General features: G+C 60.2%; 28 protein-coding genes and 1 pseudogene. 21 read left to right on the forward strand and 8 right to left on the reverse strand.

All coding sequences use genetic code 11. From position 1 onward, the window contains the following. The 9 genes and pseudogenes from NKH93_RS30530 to NKH93_RS30570 all read left to right on the forward strand — a co-directional run bounded on the left by NKH93_RS30530 (window position 1) and on the right by NKH93_RS30570 (window position 9048). On the forward strand, window positions 1–150 hold the full coding sequence (locus tag NKH93_RS30530; protein WP_352457387.1) for a cbb3-type cytochrome c oxidase subunit 3: 150 nt from the start codon (window positions 1–3) through the stop codon (window positions 148–150). Window positions 151–152: 2 nt separating this feature from the next. After that, window positions 153–1016, forward strand: coding sequence for a cytochrome-c oxidase, cbb3-type subunit III (gene ccoP, locus NKH93_RS30535; RefSeq protein ID WP_352668544.1), 864 nt, complete (start codon window positions 153–155; stop codon window positions 1014–1016). Window positions 1017–1148: 132 nt separating this feature from the next. Beyond that, entirely contained in the window at window positions 1149–2708 is a 1560-nt protein-coding gene (gene ccoG, locus NKH93_RS30540; RefSeq protein ID WP_352700256.1) for a cytochrome c oxidase accessory protein CcoG, read from the forward strand. Next, window positions 2705–3202 (forward strand): FixH family protein, encoded by a 498-nt coding sequence (locus NKH93_RS30545; protein WP_352700255.1) that lies wholly within the window; start codon window positions 2705–2707, stop codon window positions 3200–3202. The genes ccoG and NKH93_RS30545 overlap by 4 nt, the downstream gene beginning before the upstream one ends. Next, window positions 3199–5487, forward strand: a complete 2289-nt coding sequence (locus NKH93_RS30550) for a cation-translocating P-type ATPase (RefSeq protein ID WP_352700254.1) — start codon at window positions 3199–3201, stop codon at window positions 5485–5487. The genes NKH93_RS30545 and NKH93_RS30550 overlap by 4 nt, the downstream gene beginning before the upstream one ends. Next, on the forward strand, window positions 5484–5636 hold the full coding sequence (gene ccoS / locus NKH93_RS30555; protein WP_023679633.1) for a cbb3-type cytochrome oxidase assembly protein CcoS: 153 nt from the start codon (window positions 5484–5486) through the stop codon (window positions 5634–5636). The genes NKH93_RS30550 and ccoS overlap by 4 nt, the downstream gene beginning before the upstream one ends. 480 nt (window positions 5637–6116) lie before the next feature. Further along, window positions 6117–6683, forward strand: a complete 567-nt coding sequence (locus NKH93_RS30560; RefSeq protein WP_352700253.1) for a hypothetical protein — start codon at window positions 6117–6119, stop codon at window positions 6681–6683. 227 nt (window positions 6684–6910) lie between these two features. Beyond that, window positions 6911–7252, forward strand: a complete 342-nt coding sequence (locus NKH93_RS30565; protein WP_352700252.1) for a hypothetical protein — start codon at window positions 6911–6913, stop codon at window positions 7250–7252. A gap of 825 nt (window positions 7253–8077) precedes the next feature. After that, window positions 8078–9048, forward strand: a pseudogene (locus tag NKH93_RS30570) (IS1595 family transposase). A gap of 17 nt (window positions 9049–9065) precedes the next feature. Here NKH93_RS30570 and NKH93_RS30575 read toward each other — a convergent pair. The 6 genes from NKH93_RS30575 to NKH93_RS30600 form a co-directional block, all read right to left on the reverse strand. Continuing rightward, window positions 9066–10109: a hypothetical protein gene (locus tag NKH93_RS30575; protein ID WP_352700251.1), complete on the reverse strand. Its 1044-nt coding sequence runs from the start codon at window positions 10107–10109 to the stop codon at window positions 9066–9068. Beyond that, entirely contained in the window at window positions 10106–10531 is a 426-nt protein-coding gene (locus NKH93_RS30580) for a hypothetical protein (RefSeq protein WP_352700250.1), read from the reverse strand. Before NKH93_RS30580 ends, NKH93_RS30575 begins: the two co-directional genes overlap by 4 nt. Window positions 10532–10575: 44 nt before the next feature. After that, window positions 10576–10746, reverse strand: coding sequence for a hypothetical protein (locus NKH93_RS30585; RefSeq protein ID WP_352700249.1), 171 nt, complete (start codon window positions 10744–10746; stop codon window positions 10576–10578). Window positions 10747–11598: 852 nt separating this feature from the next. After that, window positions 11599–11823, reverse strand: a complete 225-nt coding sequence (locus NKH93_RS30590) for a hypothetical protein (RefSeq protein WP_352700248.1) — start codon at window positions 11821–11823, stop codon at window positions 11599–11601. A 401-nt stretch (window positions 11824–12224) separates the two neighbouring features. After that, window positions 12225–12887, reverse strand: coding sequence for a hypothetical protein (locus NKH93_RS30595; RefSeq protein ID WP_352700247.1), 663 nt, complete (start codon window positions 12885–12887; stop codon window positions 12225–12227). Next, window positions 12884–13996 carry a ComEC/Rec2 family competence protein gene (locus tag NKH93_RS30600; protein ID WP_352700246.1) on the reverse strand — a complete coding sequence of 371 codons (1113 nt, stop codon included), beginning with the start codon at window positions 13994–13996 and terminating at the stop codon, window positions 12884–12886. The genes NKH93_RS30595 and NKH93_RS30600 overlap by 4 nt, the downstream gene beginning before the upstream one ends. A 494-nt stretch (window positions 13997–14490) precedes the next feature. Here NKH93_RS30600 and ubiM point away from each other — a divergent pair, with 494 nt between their 5' ends. Further along, window positions 14491–15672: a 5-demethoxyubiquinol-8 5-hydroxylase UbiM gene (ubiM, locus tag NKH93_RS30605; protein WP_352974877.1), complete on the forward strand. Its 1182-nt coding sequence runs from the start codon at window positions 14491–14493 to the stop codon at window positions 15670–15672. A gap of 302 nt (window positions 15673–15974) precedes the next feature. Continuing rightward, window positions 15975–17882 carry a putative bifunctional diguanylate cyclase/phosphodiesterase gene (locus tag NKH93_RS30610; protein WP_352974878.1) on the forward strand — a complete coding sequence of 636 codons (1908 nt, stop codon included), beginning with the start codon at window positions 15975–15977 and terminating at the stop codon, window positions 17880–17882. A gap of 95 nt (window positions 17883–17977) precedes the next feature. Here the strand turns inward: NKH93_RS30610 and NKH93_RS30615 are convergent, their stop codons facing one another. Then, a complete protein-coding gene (locus NKH93_RS30615; RefSeq protein WP_352700265.1) occupies window positions 17978–18259 on the reverse strand; it encodes a DNA -binding domain-containing protein in 282 nt (93 codons plus the stop codon). Window positions 18260–18364: 105 nt separating this feature from the next. Here NKH93_RS30615 and NKH93_RS30620 point away from each other — a divergent pair, with 105 nt between their 5' ends. After that, window positions 18365–18616: a helix-turn-helix domain-containing protein gene (locus NKH93_RS30620; protein ID WP_023722035.1), complete on the forward strand. Its 252-nt coding sequence runs from the start codon at window positions 18365–18367 to the stop codon at window positions 18614–18616. Window positions 18617–18750: 134 nt separating this feature from the next. Next, entirely contained in the window at window positions 18751–18978 is a 228-nt protein-coding gene (locus NKH93_RS30625; protein ID WP_023679647.1) for a hypothetical protein, read from the forward strand. A gap of 198 nt (window positions 18979–19176) precedes the next feature. Here the strand turns inward: NKH93_RS30625 and NKH93_RS30630 are convergent, their stop codons facing one another. Further along, window positions 19177–19347: a hypothetical protein gene (locus NKH93_RS30630; RefSeq protein ID WP_352974880.1), complete on the reverse strand. Its 171-nt coding sequence runs from the start codon at window positions 19345–19347 to the stop codon at window positions 19177–19179. Between the two features lie 344 nt (window positions 19348–19691). On the opposite strand from NKH93_RS30630, the gene NKH93_RS30635 reads away from it, so the two are divergent. The 8 genes from NKH93_RS30635 to NKH93_RS30670 all read left to right on the forward strand — a co-directional run bounded on the left by NKH93_RS30635 (window position 19692) and on the right by NKH93_RS30670 (window position 25597). After that, window positions 19692–20654, forward strand: a complete 963-nt coding sequence (locus tag NKH93_RS30635; RefSeq protein WP_352974881.1) for an ArdC family protein — start codon at window positions 19692–19694, stop codon at window positions 20652–20654. Next, window positions 20651–20854: a hypothetical protein gene (locus NKH93_RS30640; protein WP_023679651.1), complete on the forward strand. Its 204-nt coding sequence runs from the start codon at window positions 20651–20653 to the stop codon at window positions 20852–20854. The genes NKH93_RS30635 and NKH93_RS30640 overlap by 4 nt, the downstream gene beginning before the upstream one ends. Window positions 20855–20869: 15 nt before the next feature. Continuing rightward, window positions 20870–21289 carry a DUF2958 domain-containing protein gene (locus NKH93_RS30645; RefSeq protein WP_352567089.1) on the forward strand — a complete coding sequence of 140 codons (420 nt, stop codon included), beginning with the start codon at window positions 20870–20872 and terminating at the stop codon, window positions 21287–21289. A 77-nt stretch (window positions 21290–21366) separates the two neighbouring features. Further along, window positions 21367–23088, forward strand: coding sequence for a ParB/RepB/Spo0J family partition protein (locus NKH93_RS30650; protein ID WP_352974884.1), 1722 nt, complete (start codon window positions 21367–21369; stop codon window positions 23086–23088). Window positions 23089–23633: 545 nt separating this feature from the next. Next, on the forward strand, window positions 23634–23957 hold the full coding sequence (locus NKH93_RS30655; protein WP_023672372.1) for a DUF736 domain-containing protein: 324 nt from the start codon (window positions 23634–23636) through the stop codon (window positions 23955–23957). A 151-nt stretch (window positions 23958–24108) separates the two neighbouring features. Then, window positions 24109–24378: a helix-turn-helix transcriptional regulator gene (locus tag NKH93_RS30660; protein ID WP_023679653.1), complete on the forward strand. Its 270-nt coding sequence runs from the start codon at window positions 24109–24111 to the stop codon at window positions 24376–24378. Further along, the gene (lepB, locus tag NKH93_RS30665) at window positions 24375–24923 is read left to right on the forward strand and encodes a signal peptidase I (protein ID WP_352974887.1); all 549 of its coding nucleotides are present in this window, start codon (window positions 24375–24377) and stop codon (window positions 24921–24923) included. Before NKH93_RS30660 ends, lepB begins: the two co-directional genes overlap by 4 nt. Next, window positions 24911–25597: a lytic transglycosylase domain-containing protein gene (locus tag NKH93_RS30670; RefSeq protein WP_352974888.1), complete on the forward strand. Its 687-nt coding sequence runs from the start codon at window positions 24911–24913 to the stop codon at window positions 25595–25597. The genes lepB and NKH93_RS30670 overlap by 13 nt, the downstream gene beginning before the upstream one ends. The last annotated feature ends 27 nt before the right edge of the window (window positions 25598–25624 follow it).

Below are 25624 nucleotides of genomic sequence, written 5' to 3' on the forward strand. Positions count from 1 at the left end.
ATGACCTACAATTTCATGCGGGAGTTTGCCGACAGCTGGGGCCTGCTTGCCATGGCACTTTTCTTCCTCGGATGCGTTGCCTTTGCATTTCGTCCCGGCAGCCGCAGGCAAGCCGAGAGAGCCGCTCACATTCCTCTCAAGGACGACTGATCATGGGCAGCGAGCATATCGACGAGGTTTCGGGCATCTCGACGACCGGCCATGAGTGGGACGGCATCAAGGAACTCAACAACCCGCTTCCGCGCTGGTGGGTCATCACCTTCTACATCACCATTGCCTGGGCGATCGGCTACACCGTCGTCTATCCGGCATGGCCGATGCTGACCTCCGCGACCAGGGGTGTGCTGGGGTATTCGAGCCGCAAAGACGTCAAGATTGAACTGGCGGCGGCCGAAGTGGCCAAGGGCAAATATGTCGCTGCCATTCAGGCGAAGACCGTCTCCGAGATTACTGCCGACGATACACTACGCGAATTCGCGGTCGCCGCAGGTGGCGCCGCGTTCAAGGTCAATTGCGTGCAGTGCCATGGCTCGGGCGCTCAAGGGTCCAAGGGTTTTCCCAACCTAAACGACGACGATTGGCTGTGGGGTGGCAACGCCGAACAGATCCAGCAGACGATTGCGCACGGCATCCGCTTCGCATCTGACCCGGATACGCGCCTGTCGGAAATGCCTGCTTTTGGCGACATCATCACGACGGATCAGATCAAGCAGGTCGGCGCCTATGTCGCAAGCCTCTCCGATCCTGTTCAGGACACAAGCCTGATCGAACTCGGCGCCAATGTTTTCGCCGAGAATTGTGCGGCCTGTCATGGTGAGAATGCAAAGGGCAACAGGGAGCTCGGCGCACCCGACCTGACCGACGCGATCTGGCTTTACGGGTCTGGCGAAACAGCCATCGCCGCGCAGGTCCGCGCCCCGAGGCATGGCGTCATGCCGGCCTGGATCGGGCGTCTCGGCGAGATCAAGGTCAAGGAACTCGCGGTCTATGTCCATTCGCTTGGCGGCGGAGAATAGGAACGCAAGCCTATTCTCGTCCTCCCCCCAACCGCCAAGCGACGAGGCCCGGCGCGAGCCGGGCCTCGGCATCATCCAGAAACCGATGGGTCGGGCTTCCGGCGAAATCGTCGCTGGTGACTGGAGCTTCTCGTGCTCGATAACACGCAAATAGAACGGCTCGAAGCCGATGCGGTCAACTCCGCCAAGACCCGTCAGCCGCTCTATGCCGGACGCAAGAAGATCTTCCCGAACCGGGCTTCTGGCAGTTTCCGCCGCTTCAAGTGGTCGGTGATGGCAATCACGCTGGGGATCTACTACCTGACCCCCTGGCTGCGGTGGGATCGCGGGCCATTTGCCCCTGACCAGGCCGTGCTGGTCGATCTTGCCAACCGCCGCTTCTACTTCTTCTTCATCGAGATATGGCCGCAGGAATTCTACTACGTCGCCGGCCTGCTGGTCATGGCCGGTGTCGGCCTTTTCCTGATCACATCCACCGTCGGCCGGGCCTGGTGCGGCTATACGTGCCCGCAGACCGTGTGGGTCGATCTGTTTCTGGTCGTCGAGCGAGCCATCGAGGGCGACCGCAACGCGCGCATCAAGCTCGATGCCGGTCCCTGGACTGCGCGCAAACTCGTGCTGCGAACATCGAAACACGCCATTTGGCTGGTCATAGGGGTGCTGACCGGCGGCGCCTGGATTTTCTATTTCGCCGATGCGCCGATGCTGCTTGGGGAACTCTTCACCGGCACCGCCGCCCCCGTCGCCTACATCACCGTCGCCGTGCTGACGGCGACGACCTATACGTTCGGCGGGCTGATGCGCGAGCAGGTCTGCACTTACATGTGCCCATGGCCGCGCATCCAGGCGGCCATGCTCGACGAGAATTCCCTCACCGTCACCTATAATGACTGGCGCGGCGAACCGCGCTCGCGTCACGCCAAGAGGGTCCTTGCCGCCGGGCAGCCCGTCGGCGACTGCGTCGACTGCAATGCCTGTGTCGCGGTGTGCCCGATGGGGATCGACATTCGTGATGGCCAGCAGCTTGAATGCATCACCTGCGCGCTCTGCATCGATACCTGTGACGGTATCATGGACAAGCTCGGCAGGGAGCGCGGACTGATTTCCTATGCGACGCTGGCCGACTACAACGCCAATGTGATGCTGGCGACCCCGGGCGGCTCCGGTTCAGTCAACCCGTCACTGGTCAGGAGCGCTGACGGCCTGTTCTCCGACAAGGTGGCCCGTTTCCATATTCGCAAGATCTTTCGCCCGCGCACCTTCATCTACATGGGCGCCTGGTCGGCGGTCGGTCTCGCGCTGCTCTATTCGCTGCTGACCCGCGAACGGCTCGAATTGAATGTCCTGCACGATCGCAACCCGCAGTTCGTGACGCTGTCCGACGGTTCGATCCGCAACGGCTACACCGTCAAGCTGCTCAACATGATCCCCGAACCAAGAACGATCATTGTCACGATGCAGGGCCTGCATGGAGCCGAAATAAGCGTTGTCGGCATCGACCTGCCGGCGGATCGCTCCTTCGCCGTCCCGGTCGAACCCGACCGGCTGAAGATGCTCAAGGTTTTCGTGCGTCAGCCGGCAGATCAGGTTCGGGGTGCAGCGCAAAGCTTCAAGTTCCGGGTCGAAAACAAGGCAACGTTCGAATCGGACGAATATACGGCCACTTTCAACGCACCGGAGAGCGCCAGATGAGCGACACCTCGCGACAATCCCGCGAATTCACCGGCAGGCATATGCTGTTCACCATCCTTGGCTTCTTCGGCGTGGTCATAGCGGTCAATCTGGCGATGGCGACGCTCGCCAACACGAGCTGGACCGGCCTTGTCGTCGAAAACACCTATGTGGCGAGCCAGCAATTCAACAAAAAGGCCGAGCAAGGGCGAGCTCAGGCGGCCCTCGGCTGGACTGGCAAACTGACCATCGCAGGCGGTGAGGTCCGCTACAGCCTCACCGATGCTGTCGGCAAGCCGGTTGCCTTGCATGGCGTCAAGGTGCTGTTCCGTCATCCCGCCTACGAGGCCGAGGACAAATCCGTCACTCTTGAGGCTGCCTCCGGTCAGATATTCGCCGCGCACCACACGCCCAAGGATGGCCTCTGGATCGTCGAAATCGACGCCGATGCGAGCCTTGCGGAACCCTATCGCGACGTTCGCCGGATCATGATTTCCCACGGGGCGCTGCAATGAGCTGCTGCGCGCCAGGCGCCGAAATGGCATTGGACCTGGAAAAGGTCACACTGGTCCTGCCTTCTGGCCAGGAAATCAGACTGGCGAGCCGCTCGATTGGCGAAAATCTTCGCCAGACCGACCTCTCGGTGCCGGCTGTGCATTGTGCCGCCTGCATCCAGACGATCGAGACGGCGATCGGCAAGCTAGATCGCGTCGAAGGCGCTCGTGTCAATCTTTCGACGAAACGTGTTTCGGTCCGGTGGCGCGGCGAGGAGGTTCCGCCATTCGTCGCCACACTTGGACGGCTGGGCTATGGCGCGCACCTGTTCGATCCCGAGGCTAGCGGGAAGGACAAGACGCTCTCGGAACTGATCCGCGCCGTCGCGGTCGCCGGCTTTGCGGCGGGCAACATCATGCTGCTATCAGTCTCCGTCTGGTCCGGCGCGCAAGGCGCGACCCGCGACCTGTTCCATTGGGTCTCGGCCTTGATTGCCATTCCTGCGCTCGCTTTCGCCGGCGGCATCTATTTTCGCTCGGCCTGGAATGCGCTGCGCCACAGCCGCATGAACATGGACGTGCCGATCGCGGTCGGGGTATCGCTCGCTTACGCCATGAGCCTCTACGAGACGATCAACCATGGCGACCATGCTTATTTCGACGCGTCGGTGTCGCTGCTGTTCTTTCTGCTGATCGGCCGCACGCTGGATCACGTGATGCGGGAACGGGCACGGACGGCCGTAAACGGACTGGCTCGGCTGGCGGCGCGCGGCGCCATGGTGCTGCGCGAGGATGGTTCGCGCGACTACTTGCCGGTTGGCGAGATCGAACCAGGAATGGAGCTCTTGATTGCGGCTGGCGAGAGGGTGCCCATCGACGGCAGGATCATTGGCGGGGCATCGGATCTCGACTGTTCCCTGGTTTCCGGGGAAAGCACGCCCAGAACGGTGGGCCCGGGGGCGCAGGTCCAGGCCGGTACACTCAATCTCACCGGTCCGCTGACCATCGAGGCGACGGCCGCCGCGAAGGATTCATTCCTGGCCGAAATCGTTCGGCTGATGGAAGCGGCAGAGGGCGGCCGCGCCCGCCATCGCAGGATCGCCGATCGCGTCTCCGCGCTCTATGCCCCCGTGGTCCACCTCACCGCCTTTGTGACGTTCCTCGGCTGGATGGCGGCGACCGGCGACTGGCACCGGGCAATAACAATCGCGATCGCCGTTTTGATCATTACATGCCCGTGTGCGCTCGGTCTCGCCGTGCCGATCGTGCAGGTGGTCGCTGCGCGGCGGCTGTTTGAAAGCGGCGTCATGGTCAGGGACGGCTCCGCCATGGAGCGCCTGGCGGGGATCGACACGGCATTGTTCGACAAAACCGGCACGCTTACGCTCGGACTGCCCAGGCTGATCAATGCGCCGTCCATCGATCCGACGATGCTCGCCATGGCGGCCGAGATGGCAGCGCATTCCCGCCATCCCTTTTCGAAGGCAATCGCTGGCAATGCAGCCTTTGCCGGCCAGCCGAAACTCGCGTCCGTCAGCGAGCATCCGGGCTTCGGCATCGAAGCCATCGCCGAGGGCAGTACCTGGCGGCTGGGTCGCCGCGGATGGCGTGAGTGGAAAGCTCGGATCGGCGGCGAAGGCAAACAAGGCTATGGCGGAACCGTTCTGACGAAGGACGGGGTCATTGTCGCGACTTTCGATTTCGAGGATGAGCTGCGTGCCGATGCCAAGGCGGCCATCGAGCAACTGAACGGCGCCGGCGTGTCGGTGGAGATGCTGTCGGGCGACACAGAAGCTCCCTGCGGCGAAGTTGCGGAAGCACTGGGCGTCGAGCGCTTCGTTCCCGCGTTGCTTCCCTCCGGGAAGGTCGAACACGTCGAAGCATTGACGCGAACTGGCCACAAGGTGCTGATGGTCGGCGATGGGCTCAACGACACGCCTGCATTGGGCGCCGCACACGTTTCGATAGCTCCGGCCACGGCGGCGGATATCGGTCGCAACGCCGCGGATTTCGTGTTCCTGCGTAAAAGTCTTCTGGCGGTCCCACTTGCTTTAGACATTTCGCGGAAGGCCGGACGGCTGATCCGGCAGAACATCGCCCTCGCGATCGTTTACAATGGCATCGCCGTGCCGGTCGCCATCCTGGGGCACGTTACGCCACTGATCGCGGCGGTCGCGATGTCCGCCTCGTCCCTCCTGGTCATCGGCAATGCGCTACGCTTGCAAGGTTTCGTGTCAAATGCATCGGTGCAAGATGCCCGACATGACAGGCACTCCGACATTGGCGCACTGGCACAATCCTCATGACGACGCTCGCCTACCTCATACCTGTGGCCCTGTTCCTCGGAGCGCTTGGGCTGGCCGGGTTTCTGTGGGCCTTGAGGAGCGGCCAATATGAAGATCTCGATGGCGCCGCCGAGCGGATCCTGATCGACCGCGACGAGCCACGCAGCTGAGCCAGCCTGCCCTGCAACGACTCGCTCGAATATTTTCCGCGGTTGCTTCGCGTCATGCCGATTTCGGCGCGCGACGGGTGCGAACCGATCAGCCAGAATACGTTGCCGAATTTCGGCCAGGAAAGTGCTGCGTTTGTGCCGCTTCGCGCATTGCTATTTTCCATACGTTTCCACATAATTCAATAAGTTAGCGGGCATCTCTCCATTGGCCTCCACAGGTCTACGCGGGGCGATATTATAAGAATATTAGACGAGTCGCGGGGGAAGTAATGCCAAGAACGCTTGAAGAGTCGCCGGTCACGACTAAGGCCGCGCGTGCGAAATTGGCGCCCGGAACTCATTGGCGATCAATCGACCCGACCGTGCACCTGGGCTACCGCGTCGCGCCGCGAGGTGGGCGTTGGGTGGTGCGCTTGACGGCAAGTACCGGCAAGAAACGGTTGCGACTGCTGACGATGCGATGGACGCGGACGGCGTGACGTGTCTTTCTTTCCAGCAAGCAGTCGGCGCGGCACGAAGACTGGTCGAGGCAAACGTATCGAGGCCGTCTCAAAGGCCGCTGGCGACCCTGTAACCGGCCGCAGTGTCACCGAGGCTTACATATTAGAACGCGAGAAGGTTGAGCGCGCTCGCGGCGCTCGCCTTGATGCCGGCAATCGTATGCGAAAGCACATTCTGTCCGACGCCGCTATTGCTGACAAAGAATTGCATTGCTTGACGGAAGCCGACCTGCAGGATTGGCGCGGCCGTTTGCCTGCCGATTTCGCCCGAGCAACCGTGCTCCGCGTTAACAACGACTTCAAAGCTGCCCTGAATGCGGGCGTCAGCAAGCACGCACGGCGGCTTCAATCCTTGAATGCCTCTCACATCGGCGTCATCGTCAAGAACGGCTTGGCTGCGACGGATGCGGTTTCCCCCGTTGCCCGAGATAAGATCATACGCACGGCGGACCCGCACGCCTCCGGTAGGCTCTGGCTGTCCGGCACAACTCATCTATCGGGCGACGAGCCGCGCATAGAGAGTGTCGCGAGCACGCGCCTGCACTGATAGCATTCGGGGATTCTAGACCTCTGTTTGTATATCGCAAACGTAAAAATCAGTAATCGTTTGCATATCGTAAACAACATGGGAAGATATCTTCCGCCATCACCTAATAAAACGTGGCAAGCGCGTTTTGTACTTGATTTTCTAATGGATTTGTCGAAGTGTGAGTGAGCCGGCGAGTGATGTAAACACTCGCCGGCTCTAACCACAACCGAAGAGGACGCTTCGACATGGCGGTCACCCAAAATATAGAATTGCCCGAATTCAGCAAGTTGATCTTGGCTGCAGCCAGGCTCGCTAAAGCCGGTCAAGACCAAGATCTTGGCGAACCAATCGACGTCAGGACCGGCGGAACCTATCGCACCCGAGGCGGCCTCTGTGTCGGGCCGCTCCGCCCTTTTCGAGACGAGGAGGACGGCGCCCACACCGATGCCGCCGGGCGTTCCGCATGGTTCTTCGCCCCAGGTATCGGCGCCTATGACCGATACGGCTGCATCCTGTCCGGCGAGATCCCGGAAAGCCAGTTGGACTGCGTCGCCCCGTGGCCTCGCAACCTCTTGATATTGATCTAGAATTCTCAAACAAGGGAATGCAGACATGATCGCTTTCGAAACCGGCAAGACCTTGACCGCCGAAACGTAACAATCTCAATCTGCGAGCTTTTTTCCTTTCAAGAGCGATTAGCTCTTGCTTCGTCAATCCGTTGATTGACATATAAAGAGTGTGACTCTTCTTCTCAACCAGCGTGTCACTACAGCCCTTGCTGCAGGTTTTTGCGGTGGCATCCAAGACGCATAGCAGCGCTTGGGGCATGTTATGCTGCAAGAGTCTTTCCCCGTATCGCACGTATCAGAATACGCCGCCGTAGTAACAAACCCGTTGCGGCGACAAGTAGGATCTTGCCGTAAGCTTTCATTGCAGACCCCTTTTCATCTCGGAAACAAGACATAATACAACCCGCAACTAAATAAAAAGCACTACCAAAGTAACAGGTCACGCAATTCCGGGTGTCTCGCCGACTTTTCAGTAGCGTAAACATATGCTTGTCTGTGTAGACCGGCGTTAGCCGGCGCAGTGCCGTAGGCGCGGACTATCCTGTTGGCCTTGCCTTGGCAGGGGTAACACGGGCGCTCACACTTGCTATCGCAGATCATAAGTGCGACCTCGGCGGCCGTCGGTTTCGCCGAGGCAGTCAACAGCTTCAATCCGACGAATAGTGCGGTATCCGGGGAGAGCGTGACCCGCTTCCCCGCGTTGGCGCGCACCATGATAAGCGCGGCTAGTTCGGCCTCATCAGCCCATCGCCTCGGCATTCTTCACCGTATGAATTTATTCCCAATTATATACTTGACAAAGTACGCGCCACTTGGGATAAACGATTCCAAGGAGTTAGCCAAATGCGCGTCGACAACCCCATATTCCAAGACGCCGACGCCGCCCGCATCCATTTGGAAGCGCGACGTTGGCCGCATGGTCCTAATTGCCCGCATTGCGGCAATGCCAATCCAGACCGTATCACCAAGATGGAAGGCAAGGCGCACCGCCCCGGCCTGTACAACTGCATGCAATGCCGCGAACAGTTCACCGTCACTGTCGGCACCGTGTTCGAGCGTTCCAAGATCGCCTTGAACAAGTGGCTTCTGGCAACGTTCCTCATGGCTTCGTCCAAGAAAGGCATGAGTGCCCACCAGCTGCACCGTATGCTTGGCGTCACCTACAAGACCGCTTGGTTCATGGCTCACCGCATCCGTGAAGCCATGGAGGAAGACGTGAAGTCCGCTGGCCCGCTTGGCGGCGAAGCCAAGACCGTGCCGCCGACGAAACCTATATCGGTCGCGTCGACCGCGATTACCTTTCGCCTCAGCGCAAGGGCCAGCCGCGCTTGAAGCGCAAGATGAAGCCGAAGCGCACGGTTATCGGCCTTGTCGAGCGTGGCGGCAAAGCCCGCATGGTTCACGTCCAGCACGCCACCAAGGCAGTTGTGCGCGATATCCTGGTCCGCAATGCCGACCGCAACTCAACGCTCTACACCGACCAGTCAAAGCTCTACACCACCACTGGCGAGGAATACGCCTCACACAAGACAACCATTCATTCCGCTGGCGAATACGTCCGCTACGAGGGCGGCGTGGCGATCCATTCGAATACGATTGAGAACGTGTTTTCAGTGTTCAAGCGCGGCATGATTGGCGTCTACCAGCATTGCGGCGAAGCTCACTTGCACCGCTACCTTGCCGAGTTCGATTTCCGTTACAATCGCCGCACAGCGCTTAAGGTGACTGACACCGAACGTCACGACCAGTTGCTTGCAATGATCGAAGGCAAGCGCCTTACCTATCGGCGGATTGGTGAAGCCAGTCAGGCTTAGGCAGAAGGCGCGTAAGCTTATCGCCCTGAGGAAGAAAATTCTGAGGGAAGCCGCATCCGGCCCTCAGCGTGAAAGCGGTGAAACTCCTCGCCGCGACGATAAATAGCTAATGCTATTTTTGCATAAGGCACGAAGTGATTTTGACATGCCTCTTTCACTGCGTTCGGATCGCTGACACTAAGACCTACCAAAAGCTTGTCCGCCCTCTCCACGGCCATTTTTGCCGTGGCACTGTTGGAGAAATCTTGGTCCCCGGTCCCCAAAACGCTGTCTCGCTCTAAGATCCCATGCAATTCACGATAAAGGCTTGATAGATCAGCTTTGTTGGCGTCGAATATGCCAACCAGAGCGTCGATCTGCGCAAGAGAGCTATAAACTCCTTTAACCTCTATGACGCCCGGTGAGGCATATTTTATCTTCGACACCTGGAGCGGATAATCCTCTTTGGATTCCGCTGCGATATCCCTGAAAAATCCGAGATAGCTTCCTCCGCGCTGCCAAGGATATTTCGCAATTTTTTCGACCAGTTTCTGGGCGAGCGGCCCGGTCGCGTCTCTCACTTCATCGAGATACGAGAACAAGCTGTATAGGTCATCAAGCTTGGCATAAAACCGTGAGAAGTCGTTCGCGGACCATCTGCCATCTATCCGGTATGTATGGCTCGCCAGCACCGAGAGTTTTATGCCTTTGAATTGCTCAGTGTGGTTTCGGGCAAAAAACCCGGGGGACGGCAATAGATTAGCCACATCCTCGACAACCGTTTCGGCGGGAACGAGTTGCACCTCATTTTCAAACTTTGCCCAATCAAACAGATAAGGCTCACCGCCCCGTCGCTCTCGCATTAGGTAGCTTAGATCGATCCGCTGTCGAAGATAATCTGAGAGAAGTTTTGGGCTCGTGGACTTCGCGATGAACGGCTCGTCGAACCCTTCAATCTCATCTGGGACGGCAAAGGCGACTACGTTGTTGCCCTGCCGATCTTGCAACAGTGCAAGGACTGGCCCGTCGTAATACACCAGCGTCTGGATGTAGGAGGCGTGCCTTTTGTTGCGAGCCTTCATAGCAGGCTCACAACGTCGACTACTGCCCCAGCCGGGTCAAAGTCTGCCGCCATCCAAAAGCTCACGTGAGGCGACTCCTCCGTGCCACGGTGACCAACACCGGAATTGGGAGTTATATCAAGAATCGCGCCAAATGTCTTGTGTTTGAGCAGGCCAACGCTTTGCGCGAAATCGCGAACGCGAGCGATAGGCCCTTCTCCCCAATTCTCATCGTAGATGATCAGCGAACATGCCGCCCAAATGCATGGGTCTGTATTTTTGCGCGGGGGTAAACCAAGCGCATTATGAGAATGGAAAAACACTTCGTCTATTTCCAGCCCTGCAACCAACCTAATAAATCGCCCACTCATTCCGATTGCGTCGATAGGCGGGCATTGGCCGTCTGGCACGTCTGGCAATTGTTCTTTAGGTACAAAAGGCACTGTCAGTCTTCCCCCCGGAAACTGGCGACTTATCGCCTGAAGCGCTAAGTTTTGCAATGGTTGGGCGGATTGTCCCCCTGCTTTTTGCTATTATTGCTTTCCGGTTTCTTTTGGGCGGTCGTATCATGCGGCTTCGGCGGCGTCTTCAGCAGCCGCTGTACGGTCTCGTTGAAGCGCTTTTCGTCGGAATCTTTTCCCGGTTTTCCACCGCTCATGCGTGTTTTCCCCAGCAAGCCATGAAATGAATCGGTTTTTAGGGCTGGGACTCTTGTCACCGAGTCACGAAATCCCGATCAATTGACGTTCCAGCGCGATGGAGGGGGTGAGTCGGCCCGCAAAAGCGCTCACACCCCGCCCCAACGGGCGTCGCTGGATGGCGCACCCCGCTACGGGTGCCTTCTTCCCCGAGCCATCCGGGGAAGTCGTATCAAAGCGGAAGAATCCGCTCCGCCATTATGAAATATGCAAAACGCATATTTTTCCAGTGCCAAATAGGCGTTTTCGCATTTTTCCACTTGTCTGCCGAATCCGGCCTGTCACGCCCCGACACTCTATCGAATCACGCATACTTTGTCACGTATATAATTAGGAATTTATTCCTACGATAGAACGGAATAGGAACATCGGTCAAGGCCGAATTACCACTCGGTGACGTCTATGCCGCCGTCCGGCTGGAACGTGACACGGTAGGAGAAGTCGGCGAAGACGTTGTCGGTTCCATCGTCGGGACCGCAATGCACCTTGACGACATCGCCTCGGGCATCAGGCCCTTTCTTCTATGCGCTCTTCGCCGCAGGGCAGTTGGACCCGTTCATCTTGATAGCGGAGGTGGCTGCTTTCGCCATGGCTGGTGTCAGCGTCATTTCTTCGGCGTGTGCCGAGGTGGCGGCGACAGCGATGAGTCGCGGCGAGGATCTGTTTCATGGCCCGCTCAATACGGCCAAAGACCGGAAAGCCGCAACGATAAAGGCCGGCATGGTTAGCGCCGGGCTCGGGGTCCATTCGAAGCTGTCAAACCTGCCAGGGAACCGCGAAAGGTCGGTTCCAGCTCACCGCCGGCGAAGTGGTCATGTAGACTGCGAAGTAAACGACCGCATTCTTGGTGGGCCGGCGACGGCCCGCGTTCGCTCGAAGTCTTCCGAGGCGGAAACGATGGCGAGATCCGCCGGAACCGCAACGATGGCGGCGAGCGGATTGTCGTAGCTGGCGTTGGTGACGGTGACGCGTTCGAACTCGAAAGCCGGCGTCGAGCATGCCGAAAGGGCGAGCGCGACGACGGCAGTTGCAGACATAAGAAATGTGTATTTCGACCTCGAACCTTGAACACCAAGTCATATGATCCCGCTGGTATCATCACCTTGGCCGGCGACGAATTCACGCCATCGGTAAATTGCAGGGTCCGGTGGCGGGCGCCGGCATGGGGAGCCACACAACACATCGCCAGGCTCTTCAATGTCACTGACGGTGTTGTGGTCGCCTCCGGCTCTAGCGCGGTGGCTGACACCAGCCCTCACCAACCCGACTCGTTCGGATGGGGAACCGCTCTCGCCGGCAAAGGCGCACCGCGTCGAGCATTGGTGTTCGGGAACCAACAACACGGCCGGGTTTGGACTAGCCGCCGCCTCCTGCGAGTCCGAACTCTTTAACAGCGTCGAGGTTTGGAGGACGGCGTGAGGGTAAGAGGGGCCTACTACTACCCGGAAATCCAAACCGTCTTCGCTGCGTGGCGCGCCAGCACCGTTGTTACCAACCGGACACCATAGGTTGCCGCCGAGTGGCGAACAACCAAGAACTGTAGCAGCAGAACGGCGCAATAGATAAGCGACACCCTCAGGGACTGCACCATGAAAACCGCTGCGGTCCCAAAGCCGAAAAGAAACAGGAACGAAAAAGCGGCGTAGTCGCGAGTAAACAGAAATTCCCTGTGAGCATGGAGGATTGCGGTCTCTGACTCGACGTCTTTGTAAAACCGATACCACAGGCGATTTTCGTCACCCGGTGTTCGGGGGAAAGTATCTCCCAAAGAGTCTTTCAGTCGAGACATATCGATGCGAGGATCTGTCGGCCCGTGCCTGCTAAAGGCTCGATGTCCAGGCAATGCAAAGTGCCATCGAAGAAACACCAAGCGGGCTTTCGCAGCGGCGTTCAGAAGGCCGTTTGCGACTGATGTAACAATGAGAGCTAGCCCGACCGGAAGAAGGTTTGCGGCCCCCACCAGCAGGCCCTTGATGCCGGAAACCGCAAGAGCGTCAGACTGTGCCACCCCATAAAACAAAGCAAAGTTCGCGGCAATCGTAAGCCAAAGCTGCCAGCGGGTCTGATCTTTCAACGAGCGCGGCGGTCCATCTGTGCTCACGTATATTCCTCGACCTGTGTGTAGAATGGCAGACTTTCCGCAACGTCATATCCAGCACGTGCCGGGAAACCTCCCCAATGAACCTTGCCGACGCCTTGAGTTGCAATGATATGGCCGCCACGGCGCTTAAATGCGTTTAACACGATCCGGCGGGGATGTTTTTCGTCGTCCTTAGGTGCAGAAACAAAAGCACTGAAACGTGATGCAGAAACCTCCGCCTGAATTTCTCCTAAAAGACGCGTAAGAATCATGGGGCCGACGTTGCGTCGACTGCCGTGATGGGGGATTTGCACAAAGCTAAACTTTTGAAGTGGAAGGCCCACGCTCTCCGCATAAATGGCCGCCCATCGCAATCCATTTACCCCTGTGTCCCCCGTGAGAAGCACACGGGCGTCGTTCTCAAAAGAGCCATACAGTACGACGCTCGTTTCATTGCTGGCGCTGGTGATTCCCCCGTCTTGCAAACGCTCGTTGTCCCAACTCTCCGTCGTCCAACCATGCAGCGCGGCCTTCGCTGCTTCCAAGATCTTGCGCGCGAGCGACTCCTTGCCTAACCACATCTGTGCCGCCTCAATCGCGGCCTGGTCCGGATCGGGCGTCTTTTCGAATTGCGGCAAGAGATAACTGTACGCAACGCGGCTGGGCGAGCATACGCGGAAAGGGCCGATGTCCGTGCCTTGGAATGGAAAGAAAATATTGGTGCCAGCTTCCAAAGCTAAGTCGTAGATTTCGCTGATCGTCCCGTATTCGGCCTTTACAGCGGACTTCAGCCCCTCAGCGGTCCATCGCTTATCCGAAAAAAGGTGACGGGACTCCTCGGCGAGGAGCCAAGGGATATGCATCCAGAGATTTCGCACAGGAATCTCGCTCAAAACCGTGCGCAGCCCCGAAGCATGGTCCGCATCGGAATGCGTCAACACCACATGCTCCAGAACAGGAAATGGCCCGAACTGCTTCTTGAGATGCGCTACGATGTTGTCTCCGGTTTCTGCATGTCCGCCGTCGACCAACATCAGATGATAAGCGGCAGCGTCGCCATAACGCACTACAATGGCGTCACCGGCTTTGGAGCCGGAGCCAACCGGCAGAAACTCAACCTCACAATGCATCTGGCCCCCCAAGCACTCATATAGGAGCCGATTTCAACGTTCGGCTATCTGATTCCATCAATCTCCACCCAAATCCACCGTTTTCCACATGAGAGATATTAGATGAATATTAGACGAGTTTGCGGAAACATAAGCTAAGTGCTTGATTTTGCTGGTATGCCCAAGGGCAATCGAACCCCTGTTATCGCCGTGAAAAGGGCCGCACCGAAGGGGAAGCCCGCCATTCCATGATGACCTGACCAGACCATTGCGTGGCGATCGACCAGTCGACCGTGAACCTGCCGTTGCCGCGTTTGTCGAGCCAGGTTGATCCAGATCAGGGTTATCTCTTCGTCGGCATGGTTTCATTGACCATTTTTCAACGGAGAACGGATGTCTAACGGACGGTTAGGTCGCGTGGAGATGCTTGGGGAGATGAGCCGCAAACCGTGGAGCGATTGCGATGCGTTCCAGTCCCCTTCGTCGCAGATAGCCGACGCTATGGCGGGACGCTGATGGCCGGCTCTGTCGATAGATTCGACGTTATTGTCGTCGGAGCCGGGCCGGTCGGACTTTCCTTCGCCGCATCGCTTGCCCAGAGCCGACTCAAGGTGGCAGTGGTTGAACGGCAGTCGCTCGAAACCCTGGCGAATCCGGCTTTCGACGGTCGCGAGATCGCGCTGACCCACGCTTCGGTTGGAATCCTTCGCGAGCTCGGCGCCTGGGATATCATCCCCGCTTCGGACAAATCACCACTTCAAGGCGCGCGTGTGCTCAACGGATCGAGCCCTTTCGCCCTGTGCTTCGATTCTCCCAGCGGATCTGGGGAACCACTCGGAATTCTGGTCCCAAATTGTCGGATCCGCGACGCCCTGTTCAAGATTGTCCACTTCCAGGGTCATGCCCAGCTGCTGTGCGGCCACTCGGTCGTCACTGCAACAACCAGCCACAAAGAAGCAGTCATAAGGCTCTGTGATGGCAGGCAATTGGCCGCTCGGCTGCTCGTTGCAGCGGATTCGCGTCTGTCCGCGACGCGCGACCTGCTCGGCATTGGGGCCGACATCAATCGGCTTGGCAACTCCATGCTGATTTGCCGGGTGAGGCACGAGCGCGCCCATCACCAGATCGCGGTCGAATGGTTCGATCACCATCAGACGATAGCGATGTTGCCGCTCATGGAAGGCGTGTCGTCGCTGCTTCTCACGTTGCGCTCAAATGAGGCCGACAGACTGCTTGCTCTCGACGACGATTTGTTCCTGATGGAATTGACGAACCGTTGTCGAGGACGCCTCGGAGAGATGACCTTGGCAAGCACCCGCCATGCCTATCCGCTGGTCACGACCTGGGCGCACAAGTTCTGGGCTCCGAGTGCGGCACTGATCGGCGATGCTGCCCTCGGCATGCACCCGGTGACCGCGCATGGCTTCAACATCGGCCTCAGCGGCCAGAAGCAACTCGCCGATGGAATCCTGGCGGCATGTCGTGAGCGCCGCGACATTGCTGATACTGACATGCTCGGCAGATACGAAAGCCGGCTGCGTCTGTCGGCGGCACCGCTCTATCATGCTACGAATGTACTTGTCGCTCTCTACTCAGGCGAGCACCCGACGGCACGGCTTGCAAGACACGCGGGGCTTCGCTTTGCCCAATATCTTCCCTTTATCCGCCATGGCATTTCGGCCATGCTCAGGCGGTGAATCGCAGGCAGCGCTGCCGCTCTGGAACGCTATCTCGGCCCGGCTTCCTTTTGTCTCGCCGGTCGCGTTTGATGCCGTTCGTAAGGCTGCTTCCATGGTGACGTTGCCGATCCTGGGATGGTTCGGATCAAGGCATAGCACGGTCAAGATCTCGATGGTCAGCCGGCAATCCTAACAGCAGACGTGCGACCCGGAGCCATGGTGAGCGCACTGGTTACCCCCGCTGGATAGTTAACCCGTCCTTCAGTGGGCTTGCGTAAGCTTGTCGTCGCGAACAACGATGGGAGCAAGCCGGTCCGTCCATGGCCCCGAAGAATGAAGACACGCTGGAGGCCAAAATCCGTCAGGATCAGCTTGCTGACCTGAGGACCGGTCTCTTCGTGTCGATGCCGATAAGCGCTATCCTGTCAGGCCTGATTTGGGCGGTGCACGCCCTTTCTGGCAGCGGCTTTGCCGCTGCAATCTGGTTCCTGGTCGTCAATGCGATAAATGCCGCCCGCCTTGCACTCGCGCGTTATCAGCTAAAGGAAACAGGGCGCCATGACAATTTCGTGGGGGTTTTGCCGCGGCTTCGCTGGTTTGGCATCCTTGCTCTTCTGGCAGGGTTTGCCTGGTCCTTCCTGGCCGTCCTGACTGTTGGATACACGACACCTCAAGCACCGCTGCATCTGGTCATTCTGGCGGGCATTTCAGCTGGTGCGGTTACATACGGCAGTTCGTATGCCGCGGCGGCGATCAACTTCATAACACCTCCGCTCCTCATCACGGTGGGATGCCTTTTGGCGAAAGGCAATTTTGAAGACTACATTCTGGCTTTTACCGTTCTGCTCTTCATGGGCGGCTTGGTTCGAGCTGCGTTTGTTGGGCAAGCACGCTTCCGCGAAGCGAGCCGCCTGAGGCATGACGCCGAGCGGCTTGCGGCGGAGATGAAGGCCAGTTCCAGGCAGGACCACCTGACGGCCCTTCTCAACAGGCGTGGCCTCGAACACGCTATCGGACGGTTCGAGACCGCGGATGGCCCCTTCGTGGCAATGCTGATTGATCTGGACGGGTTCAAATCCGTCAACGATACCTACGGTCACAGGACCGGTGATGAACTGCTTGTCAGGATCGCCCGCCGCATAGAGGAGGAAGCACCGGAAGGCTCAACGCTCGCTCGTATTGGCGGCGATGAATTCGTGCTGTTTTTTCCCTCAACGAGGGTTTCGGTTTCTACTAGTGATCTCGCCTCCGATATCATAGCCAAAATTGCCCGCCCCTATATCGAGGTCGCGTCCGTCCGTGTCGGGGCATCGATAGGAATATACTTGGCGCAGACGCCGGGCCTGACGGAAATGTTGTTGCGGGCGGATATCGCCCTTTATACGGCCAAGCGTCGTGGCAGGAACGAATTTTGCCTGTTCGATGCCGAACTCGACAGGGAACTGCAACGCCGCCAGTCCGTCGAACGGGACCTTCATTCGGCGATAAAGACGAGAAGCTTGCAACCTTGGTTCCAGCCGATCGTGAAACTCGACACCGAGGCCGTGGTCGGTTTTGAAGCCTTGCTGAGGTGGTCCCATCCGACTCATGGCGCCATCTCTCCACCCGAAATCATCACAGCTGCACGCGAAACCGGAATGCTTCAGCTGCTGACGCAAACCGTATTCGCCGACTGTTGTGCTTTTATCGACGGCTTGGTGAAAGCTGACTGTCGTGATCTCCGTGTGGCGATGAATGTTTCACCGCGCGAACTGGAAGCCGGCGATATCGACGACATGGTTCTGGATGGTCTGGCGGCAAGAGGTCTCCCTGCAACGATGTTCGAGATCGAGATTACCGAAGAATCCCCGGTGGACCCGGACAGAGTGGATGAAAAGCTCGGACGGCTTTCACATGCCGGCATTTCCATCGCGCTCGATGACTTCGGCACCGGCTTTTCTACGTTGGCATCGCTCAAGGACAGTCGGATACGCAAGGTGAAAATAGACCAGGGCTTCATTCGCGGCTTGGCCAAGTCCCGAGAGGACCGACTGCTTGTCAAATCGGTCATCGATCTCGGTAACATGCTCGGGATCGAGGTCATGGCCGAGGGCGTCGAAACAGAGGCGGATCGGCAAACCCTGCACAAGCTTGGCTGCCGAACCGCTCAAGGCTTCCTGTTCTCCAAGGCTGTGCCTCTGAGCCAAGCACTAGAAATGGCAGTCAAACAGCACGCGAACCAGTTGTGACCGCTCCCGCCGCGCCGTCTCTCGCGGCCGTGCGCTCATGAATGGCGGGTATCTGAACGTCCTCGTTTGAAGAGCATGACAGTCCGTGCTGTGCGTCAGCCGGCGAACAGTTCCTTGTAGCCAGTCGTCACCATCCAGTTCGCACGGTCGATATGGCTGCGAAGAGCCTTGCGGGCGCGGACCGGTTCAAGGGCCGGGTCGATGCCGAGAATGAGATCGGCCATTTCCTCTTCGCTGGCATTGTCGGCGCAGGCATCCAAAATCTTCAGATAGATCGTGAAATGCTCCCTGTCGTAGCTCGTGAGGTTCTCCGACCAGGGGACTTCATCGCTCAACGTTGAGCTTCGACTCTCATCTGTTCCCATTGGTCGATTCATGCCTGCGAACCTCGCCTGTTGAGTGCCCGCAGCATATCCCAAAATGGGATAATCCGAAACCGGGATTAGTCGCTGATCCGGTCTTTACCCGACCGGTTCGCCTACATGCCCAAATCTCTTCGATCGCCCCGCCACCAGCGGTTTCTGGCCCAGCTGGTTTCCCTACGCAAGGCCAAAGGCCTGACTCAGGCGCAGGTGGCCGAGAAGCTTGATCGTCCCCAATCCTTCGTGGCCAAGTACGAGGGTGGAGAGCGGCGTCTCGACGTCATCGAGTTTCTCGACTTAACTGCGGCGCTTGACGCTGATCCGTGCGAGATTCTGTCCAGCCTGCGGGCTAACGGGCGCCTGCGCGTCTAACGGCTCGCGCCGGTACCGTGAACCGAGCGCGCTTTTCTTCGGCAAGCTGCCATTCCGCTGCGGGTGGGTCTTTACCAAGCCATGCCGATATAGGATGATAATCCTAGGTGGGCGATTCCTCAACGGAGATCGCAATGGCTAGGACCAAACTTTCCAAGCAGCTTTCACAAGCTGAAATCGAGCGCTTTCTGGCGGAGGCGGAACGGCTGCACAAAAGCATCGTCCAGCCGCTTCTATCACCTACCAGCAACCATTACCTGGCTCTCCAGCGCACCCATGAAGCGCTGTTAAAGACGGTGAAGGATATCACGGGGAAGGATGCGCCGTTCATTCAATGGTTCGGAACAGGACCGGTGAATTAGACCCGACTTGTAGACTCTAGGCCGCAAACGTCGCATTCTCTCTTGGGAGGGAAGGGGCGTGGGCAACCATCGCTATCAGGACAACTCCTGGCTGGCATTCTTGCCTTCGAATCGACCCTGCCGCTGTCGGCTGCATCATCAAAGCCAATATAAGCCACAAACGGGCGAGCGCGTCTATCATGATCCCGGTCAGGAATATTACTGGGACACGCGCCTCAACCTGTTGAAAGGCGAGCGCTGGCTTTGTTCGTAGGAAGCCGCGCGCACGGCGGCGATGTCGTCGAGTTTCTCGACGTAATTGCGGCGCTTGACGATGATCCGTGCGAAAAATCTGTCCTGGCGGGCGCCCGCGCGCCTGACGACGCGCACCAGGTGCTCGTGAACCGAGCCCGCTTTTCTTCGGCAAGCTCAGGCGGTCTCGGCCATTCGGCTTCGCCCCTTGGCGTGGGCAGCCCTTCGGGCTGTGACGGCCGCCGCCCTTGCGGGCGGCGCGGTTTGTCTGTTGGCCTTTCCCGGTGGCGCGGGGTGGGCGGCACTCCCTTCTAGGCCCGCCGCGGCAGCCCGCAACCCTTCGCGTGCCGCTCAGGGTCCTCCTCTTCGTTCCGGTCCTTCGGATGCGGTCCGCCTCCCACGGCGGGCCTTTCCGGTCGCGACTCGCCGCCCACCCCGCTTCCGGGGAAAGGCGCGGCGATTGGCGAGCGGAGGATGAGACGATGCATGCAAACAGCAAGCGTTCCGCCAGCGGAGAGGCTGGCGCAGGCAAGGGCGGGCGCCCCAGCGCCAGCCTTTATCAGGAGATCACGGACCGCATCATTGCCGAGCTGGAGCGCGGCACCGTGCCATGGGTCAAGCCATGGGGCAGCGCAAAGGCAGGCCTTGGCCTGCCGAGGAATGCATCCTCTGGGCGCACCTATTCCGGCATCAATATCCTCATCCTGTGGGGCGCGGTGATCGAGCGCAGCTATCCCAGCCAGAACTGGCTCACCTTCCGGCAGGCGCTCGTCCTTGGCGGCAATGTCAGGAAGGGCGAGCGCGGCACGACCATCGTGCATGCCGACCGCTTTGTCCCCAAGGACGAGAAGGAGCGCGCACGCCACGAGGGCGATGAACCACAGGCTGTGCCTTTTTTGAAGCGCTTCACCGTCTTCAATGTCGCGCAGTGCGATAATCTTCCGGAACACCTCCACGCCGCCGCCGAGCCGCTGCCTCAGTGCGAGATCGTGCCGCAGGCCGAGACGCTCATTCGCGCCAGCGGTGCGGATTTCAGGGTCGGCGGCGATCGCGCTTTCTACATGCCGGGCAGCGACCACATTCAGGTGCCGCCGCAGCCGGCGTTCCATCACCAGATCGACTATTACCGGACCTGCTTTCACGAGCTTGGCCACTGGACCGGCCACCCGACGCGGCTTGCTCGCGAGCTCTCCGGCTCGTTCGGCTCCAAGGCTTACGCGCGTGAAGAATTGGTCGCCGAAATCACTGCCGCCTTCGTCTGCAGCAAGCTCGGTATCGAGCCGACCGTGCGTCATGCCGATTACATCGGCTCATGGCTAGAGGTGCTGCGCGAGGACAACCGCGCGATCTTCCGTGCCGCCAGTCTTGCATCCAAGGCCGCCGATTTCCTGCTTGGCCTTCAGGCCGATGCCGAAGGCGAGGCGCAGGAAGGGATTGCGGCATGACGATGCGCGACCCTCAACTGACCGCGACCGAGCCGACGCCGCAAGGCGAGCAGATGCTCATTCCCGGTGTCCGGCCGATCACCACGCGCGATCGGCTCACCCTCCTGATGGACGCGCCGATGCGTCCGCGCGCGGCGCAAAAGCCGCTCGATATCGGCCTCTTCGATGAAGCCAGCAGAAATCAACTCGACCTGTTCTGACAAGGAGACCTTTCCATGATCCTGATCACCGATCCACTGCGCGCACGACTGCTCGCCAATGGCGCCGCCGACGCCGACATCGACCATTTTCCCGTTGTGAAACTGTTCGATCCGACAGGTGCCGCGACGTGGCTTCTGAGCGAACTCGACGCCGATGGCGACACGCTGTTCGGTCTTTGCGATCTCGGCTTCGGCTTCCCCGAACTCGGCAGCGTCAGTCTGGCCGAGCTTGCATCCGCAAAAGGTCCGCTTGGCCTCGGCATCGAGCGCGACCTGCATTTCCAGGCGCGCTATCCGCTCTCCGCCTATGCCGAAGCCGCCCGCATTTGCGGCCACATCACCGAGGCCGAGCGACTTCTGCGGCAGGCAGCAGACGCCCTTTCAAAGCCCCATTCCGAGCTTCCGTCCGACACGGCGGAACAGCAGCGCCGATAGGCGCAAAAACCGTCCCGCCGCGCCGGCCGTCGGCCTCTGCGGCGGGGACAACCTCACCAAAGCGAAGGAGAGTAGCCATGCAGCTTGCCCACATCCCCTTGGATCACCTCAACATTTCCGCGCTCAACATGCGCGGTGGAAAACGCGCGCCCGACATATCCGACATCCTGCCATCCGTGCGTGCGCGCGGCGTGCTGGTGCCTCTCCTTGTGCGGCCCAATGGCCAGCCGGAAACCTTCGAGATCGTTGCCGGCAGGCGGCGCTATTTCGCCGCCAAATCGCTTGCCGACGAGCGCGGCGAAGGCGATCCCTTGCCCTGCGCCATCATGGAGGACGGTGACGACGCCGATGCGCTGGAAGCCTCGCTGATCGAAAACCTCGCCCGCCTCGATCCTGACGAAGTCTCGCAATGGGAGACGTTTTCGCGGCTCGTCAGGCAAGGCCGCACCGTTCCCGACATCGCTGCGACCTTCGGCATCACTGACCTCAAGGTCAAACGCATTCTGGCGCTTGGCGACCTCTTGCCCAAAATCCGCGAAGCCTATCGCCGCGAGGAGATCGACGCCGAGACGGTGCGCCATCTCACCATGGCGTCCAAGGCGCAGCAGAAGGACTGGCTGGCACTCTGTGCCGATCCCGATCAATACGCGCCGCGTGGCTTTCAATTGAAGCAATGGCTGTTCGGCGGCCAGTCGATTCCCACCAAGGTGGCGCTGTTTGCCATCGAGGAGTATCCCGGCCTGATCACCTCGGACCTGTTCGGCGAGGACAGCTATTTCGCCGATGCCGACCTGTTCTGGCAAAAGCAGAACGAAGCGATTGCCACCAGACGCGACACATATCTCAACGAGGGCTGGAGCGAGGTGGTGCTGCTGGAACCGGGCCAATATTTCCACCCATGGGACCACGAGAAGACCCCGAAGAAGAGGGGCGGCAAGGTCGTCATCACTGTCTCGCATCGCGGCGAGGTCGAGTGTCACGAGGGCTGGCTGTCACGCAAGCAAGCCCGCCGCGCCCGCGAGGGCGGCGAGCAAGACGAAACAGCCGCCAAGCCGCCGCGCCCCGAACTCACCGGCCCGATGCAGAACTATGTCGATCTGCATCGCCATGCCGCCGTGCGCGCGACCATGCTCGACCATCCCACCGTGGCGCTGCGCCTGGTGGTGGCGCACGCCATCACCGGTTCCGGCCTCTGGCAGGTGCGCCCCGAGCCGCAGCGCGCAGCCAACGAGACGGTGACTGCCAGCCTTGCCGGCTGCAAGGCTGAAGCCGCATTCGGCAAAAAGCGGCGCGAGGTGTTGGCCCTGCTCGGATCACCGGATGAGGATGGCGTGGTCGCCGGCGGCAATGGCGACGCCTTTGCTATCGCCGGCGTCTTCGCGCGCCTCTTGGCGCTGTGCGACGACGATGTGATGCGCGTTCTCACCCTTGTCATGGCCGAGACGCTTGCAGCCGGCAGCGCCGTCATCGAGGCGCTCGGCAACCATCTGAACGTCGATATGGGCACATGGTGGCAACCGGACGATGCCTTCTTCGACCTCTTGCGCGACAAGGAAATCGCCAATTCGATGCTGGCCGAGGTCGGCGGCAAGCTGGTCGCGGACGGCAATGTCGCCCAGAAGGTCAAGGCGCAAAAGAAGATCATCCGCGACTTCCTGGCGGGCGAGAATGGCCGCCTCAGGGTCGAGACCTGGCTGCCGCGCTGGATGAAATTCCCGGCCGAAAGCTACACCAGCCGCGGCGGCTTCCGCACCGCCGATCAGTGGACACAGGTACAGCCGCTGTTCGTCCGCGAATAATCGATCAGGGCCCGAGCGGCGGTTCTCTCGAGTACCGCCGCTCAGGTCGCGCGCGCCGCTCCGGGCCGCGCCGGCTGGCGATTGGTCGTCTTGTCGAGCCAGTGCCGCGCGCGAGAAATCCCGACGCCAACTCGCCCCCGTTTCGGCAGCCCTGCACCGCGCCGGGTTGCTTGCCGAGGCGCCAGGCGCATGGGGCCAATTGTCCGATCCGGTTGCCGACAGAGCCCGCGCAGCCGGCGCCCTGTAATGCCGCCTGGTCGTTGTGCCGCCGATCGCGCCACCTGTCTCCATGTGTCTCAGGGACCATTCCCCTGCGGCTGGCTTGACGACCTATGGGCGGATCCGGCCCGCCCGAAACCCTCGCCAGCAGCTTTTTTCCCCGCCGCCTGCGGCGGCTTCCTCGCGCCGCTTCGCTTCAAAAAAGCTGTCCGCTCGGGTCCTCCGCTATCGCTGCGGCCGTCCCGGTTCCGGCGGTCCGGACGCGCCCATCACGGTCCGCCATCGCAGGGGAATGGTCCCCGGCGAGCACCAAAAGGAGACTAAAAATGACCGCGATCGGATACGTCACCAAACAGGAAAACGGCGGCTACAAGGGCCAGCTCAAGACGCTCAGCGTGCGCGCCGACATCGACATCGTGCCCAATCAGGCAAAGAGCGCCGACACCCATCCCGACTTCCGGGTGCTGACGCAAGGGGTCGAAGTAGGGGCCGGCTGGATCCGCACCGGCGAGACCTCCGGCAAGGACTATGTGAGCCTGTCGATTGCCGCCCCGGAGTTCGGTCCGCGCAAGCTCTACGCCAATCTCGGCCGCGCCGCCGGCCAGGATGACGACGACACATACGCCATCATCTGGAACCCCGTCGACTGAACCGCCAGCCTCGAGCCCCGCGCCGCAACCGGCGCGGGGCTCTTCTCAAGAAGGGGCGGCGAAAACTCGCCCCCCACTCTTCGCCCGTCCCCAAAACGATCTCGCTCGCCGATCCTCGCCTTCGCTTGTCCGTAACGAAACGAGGATCATCATGGACGACGAAAACGAACGCGCGGCCCGCGCCAAGAAGGGCAGTCCGTTTCTCAACACCGCGCAGGCCGCCTTCTATATCGGGCTGTCCCAGCGCACGCTGGAGAAGATGCGGCTCAAAGGCGGCGGCCCGCAATTTCGCAAGCACGGCCGCTATGTCCGCTATCACATCGACGAGCTCGACGACTGGTCGAAGGGACGCGCGCAGGAGACCAGGCCCGAGGATGCCGGGCATGATTCCGGCTCGGCCGGTGAGGGAGGCCGCTCATGAGCCGGCGTCCCACTATCCGTCTGATCGGCAGCCACCTGCGGCGCATTCGGGCGCGCAAGACGATCGCCGTGGCCACAATAGGCCTCGGCCTGATCGGCTTCGCCGCTTTCGACAACCCATCGCCCTGGCTGGTGTGGAACGCCTCGGCCAGTGCGCCGGTCGGCCTCTATCGCGTCGCGTCCGGATCGCCGGCTCGTGGCGATCTCGTGCTCGTCCGCCCGCCAAAACCGGTCGCCGATCTCGCCGCCGAACGCTTCTTCCTGCCCAGCAACGTGCCGCTGGTCAAGCGCCTTGCCGCGCTGCCTGGCGAGCATGTCTGCGCCTTCGGCGACGCCATCATCATCGGCGGCGAAATTGTCGCGCGCCGGCTGGCAACCGACACGCAGCACCGTCCGCTGCCTTGGTGGAATGCCTGCCGCAAGCTCGCCGCCGCCGAGGTTTTCCTGCTCGGCAACGATAGAAACCGCTCCTTCGACAGCCGCTATTTCGGGCCGGTGCCGGCCGAAAATATTGCCGGGAGGCTCGTGCCGCTATGGACCGAGTAACCCTCCTGATGCTGGGCATGGTCGCGATAGCGCCATGCGCCTGTTCCGCCGCGACCGACGCTCAGCCGGCCGCCATCTCCCGTGGTCCGCAGATGGCAAGATGGCAGCACTACGTAGCTGAGGCAAGCCGGCGTTTCAGCATTCCACAGCCCTGGATTTATGCGGTCATGGATGCCGAAAGCCGGGGGCAGACAATGCTGGACGGACGGCCGATCGCCTCACACGCCGGCGCCATTGGCCTCATGCAGGTGATGCCCGGCACCTACGAGGAGATGCGCGCAGAGCTTGGCCTGGGGGCCGATCCGCACGACCCTCGCGACAACATTCTGGCAGGCACTGCCTATCTGCGCGCCATGTATGACCGCTTCGGCTTTCCCGGCCTGTTTGCCGCCTATAACGCTGGGCCGGACCGCTACGAACAGCATTTGCAGCGTGGGCGACCGCTGCCCGGCGAGACGGTTTCGTATTTGGAACAGCTCAAGGCTGCCGGGATTTCGGCCGCCGACATGGACGCGTTCACCGGCAAATCCCGTTCCGGAAAAGCGCCGGAAATCCCGTCCGGGCAGTCGCTGTTTTTCCTGCGAAACGATGTTTCCGCGACCGATCCGAATGGCCAAATCGTGGTGCCGCTCGGATCGGAGCGAGCAAGGTCAGGCCGGCCGGATCGCAGGTGAGGGCAGGGGTACCGTGGGTCGGGCGGG

The sequence above is a fragment of the Mesorhizobium sp. M0954 genome (assembly GCF_040319155.1).
Classification (GTDB): domain Bacteria; phylum Pseudomonadota; class Alphaproteobacteria; order Rhizobiales; family Rhizobiaceae; genus Mesorhizobium.

Coding starts and splice junctions, on each gene's coding strand:
- NKH93_RS30530 (WP_352457387.1), top strand. CDS start 1: ATGACCTACAATTTCATGCGGGAGTTTGCCGACAGCTGGGGCCTGCTT.
- ccoP (WP_352668544.1), top strand. CDS start 153: ATGGGCAGCGAGCATATCGACGAGGTTTCGGGCATCTCGACGACCGGC.
- NKH93_RS30545 (WP_352700255.1), top strand. CDS start 2,705: ATGAGCGACACCTCGCGACAATCCCGCGAATTCACCGGCAGGCATATG.
- NKH93_RS30550 (WP_352700254.1), top strand. CDS start 3,199: ATGAGCTGCTGCGCGCCAGGCGCCGAAATGGCATTGGACCTGGAAAAG.
- ccoS (WP_023679633.1), top strand. CDS start 5,484: ATGACGACGCTCGCCTACCTCATACCTGTGGCCCTGTTCCTCGGAGCG.
- NKH93_RS30565 (WP_352700252.1), top strand. CDS start 6,911: ATGGCGGTCACCCAAAATATAGAATTGCCCGAATTCAGCAAGTTGATC.
- NKH93_RS30575 (WP_352700251.1), bottom strand. CDS start 10,109: ATGAAGGCTCGCAACAAAAGGCACGCCTCCTACATCCAGACGCTGGTG.
- NKH93_RS30585 (WP_352700249.1), bottom strand. CDS start 10,746: ATGAGCGGTGGAAAACCGGGAAAAGATTCCGACGAAAAGCGCTTCAAC.
- NKH93_RS30590 (WP_352700248.1), bottom strand. CDS start 11,823: ATGTCTGCAACTGCCGTCGTCGCGCTCGCCCTTTCGGCATGCTCGACG.
- NKH93_RS30600 (WP_352700246.1), bottom strand. CDS start 13,996: ATGCATTGTGAGGTTGAGTTTCTGCCGGTTGGCTCCGGCTCCAAAGCC.
- ubiM (WP_352974877.1), top strand. CDS start 14,491: ATGGCCGGCTCTGTCGATAGATTCGACGTTATTGTCGTCGGAGCCGGG.
- NKH93_RS30610 (WP_352974878.1), top strand. CDS start 15,975: ATGGCCCCGAAGAATGAAGACACGCTGGAGGCCAAAATCCGTCAGGAT.
- NKH93_RS30615 (WP_352700265.1), bottom strand. CDS start 18,259: ATGAATCGACCAATGGGAACAGATGAGAGTCGAAGCTCAACGTTGAGC.
- NKH93_RS30620 (WP_023722035.1), top strand. CDS start 18,365: ATGCCCAAATCTCTTCGATCGCCCCGCCACCAGCGGTTTCTGGCCCAG.
- NKH93_RS30625 (WP_023679647.1), top strand. CDS start 18,751: ATGGCTAGGACCAAACTTTCCAAGCAGCTTTCACAAGCTGAAATCGAG.
- NKH93_RS30635 (WP_352974881.1), top strand. CDS start 19,692: ATGCATGCAAACAGCAAGCGTTCCGCCAGCGGAGAGGCTGGCGCAGGC.
- NKH93_RS30640 (WP_023679651.1), top strand. CDS start 20,651: ATGACGATGCGCGACCCTCAACTGACCGCGACCGAGCCGACGCCGCAA.
- NKH93_RS30645 (WP_352567089.1), top strand. CDS start 20,870: ATGATCCTGATCACCGATCCACTGCGCGCACGACTGCTCGCCAATGGC.
- NKH93_RS30650 (WP_352974884.1), top strand. CDS start 21,367: ATGCAGCTTGCCCACATCCCCTTGGATCACCTCAACATTTCCGCGCTC.
- NKH93_RS30655 (WP_023672372.1), top strand. CDS start 23,634: ATGACCGCGATCGGATACGTCACCAAACAGGAAAACGGCGGCTACAAG.
- NKH93_RS30660 (WP_023679653.1), top strand. CDS start 24,109: ATGGACGACGAAAACGAACGCGCGGCCCGCGCCAAGAAGGGCAGTCCG.
- lepB (WP_352974887.1), top strand. CDS start 24,375: ATGAGCCGGCGTCCCACTATCCGTCTGATCGGCAGCCACCTGCGGCGC.
- NKH93_RS30670 (WP_352974888.1), top strand. CDS start 24,911: ATGGACCGAGTAACCCTCCTGATGCTGGGCATGGTCGCGATAGCGCCA.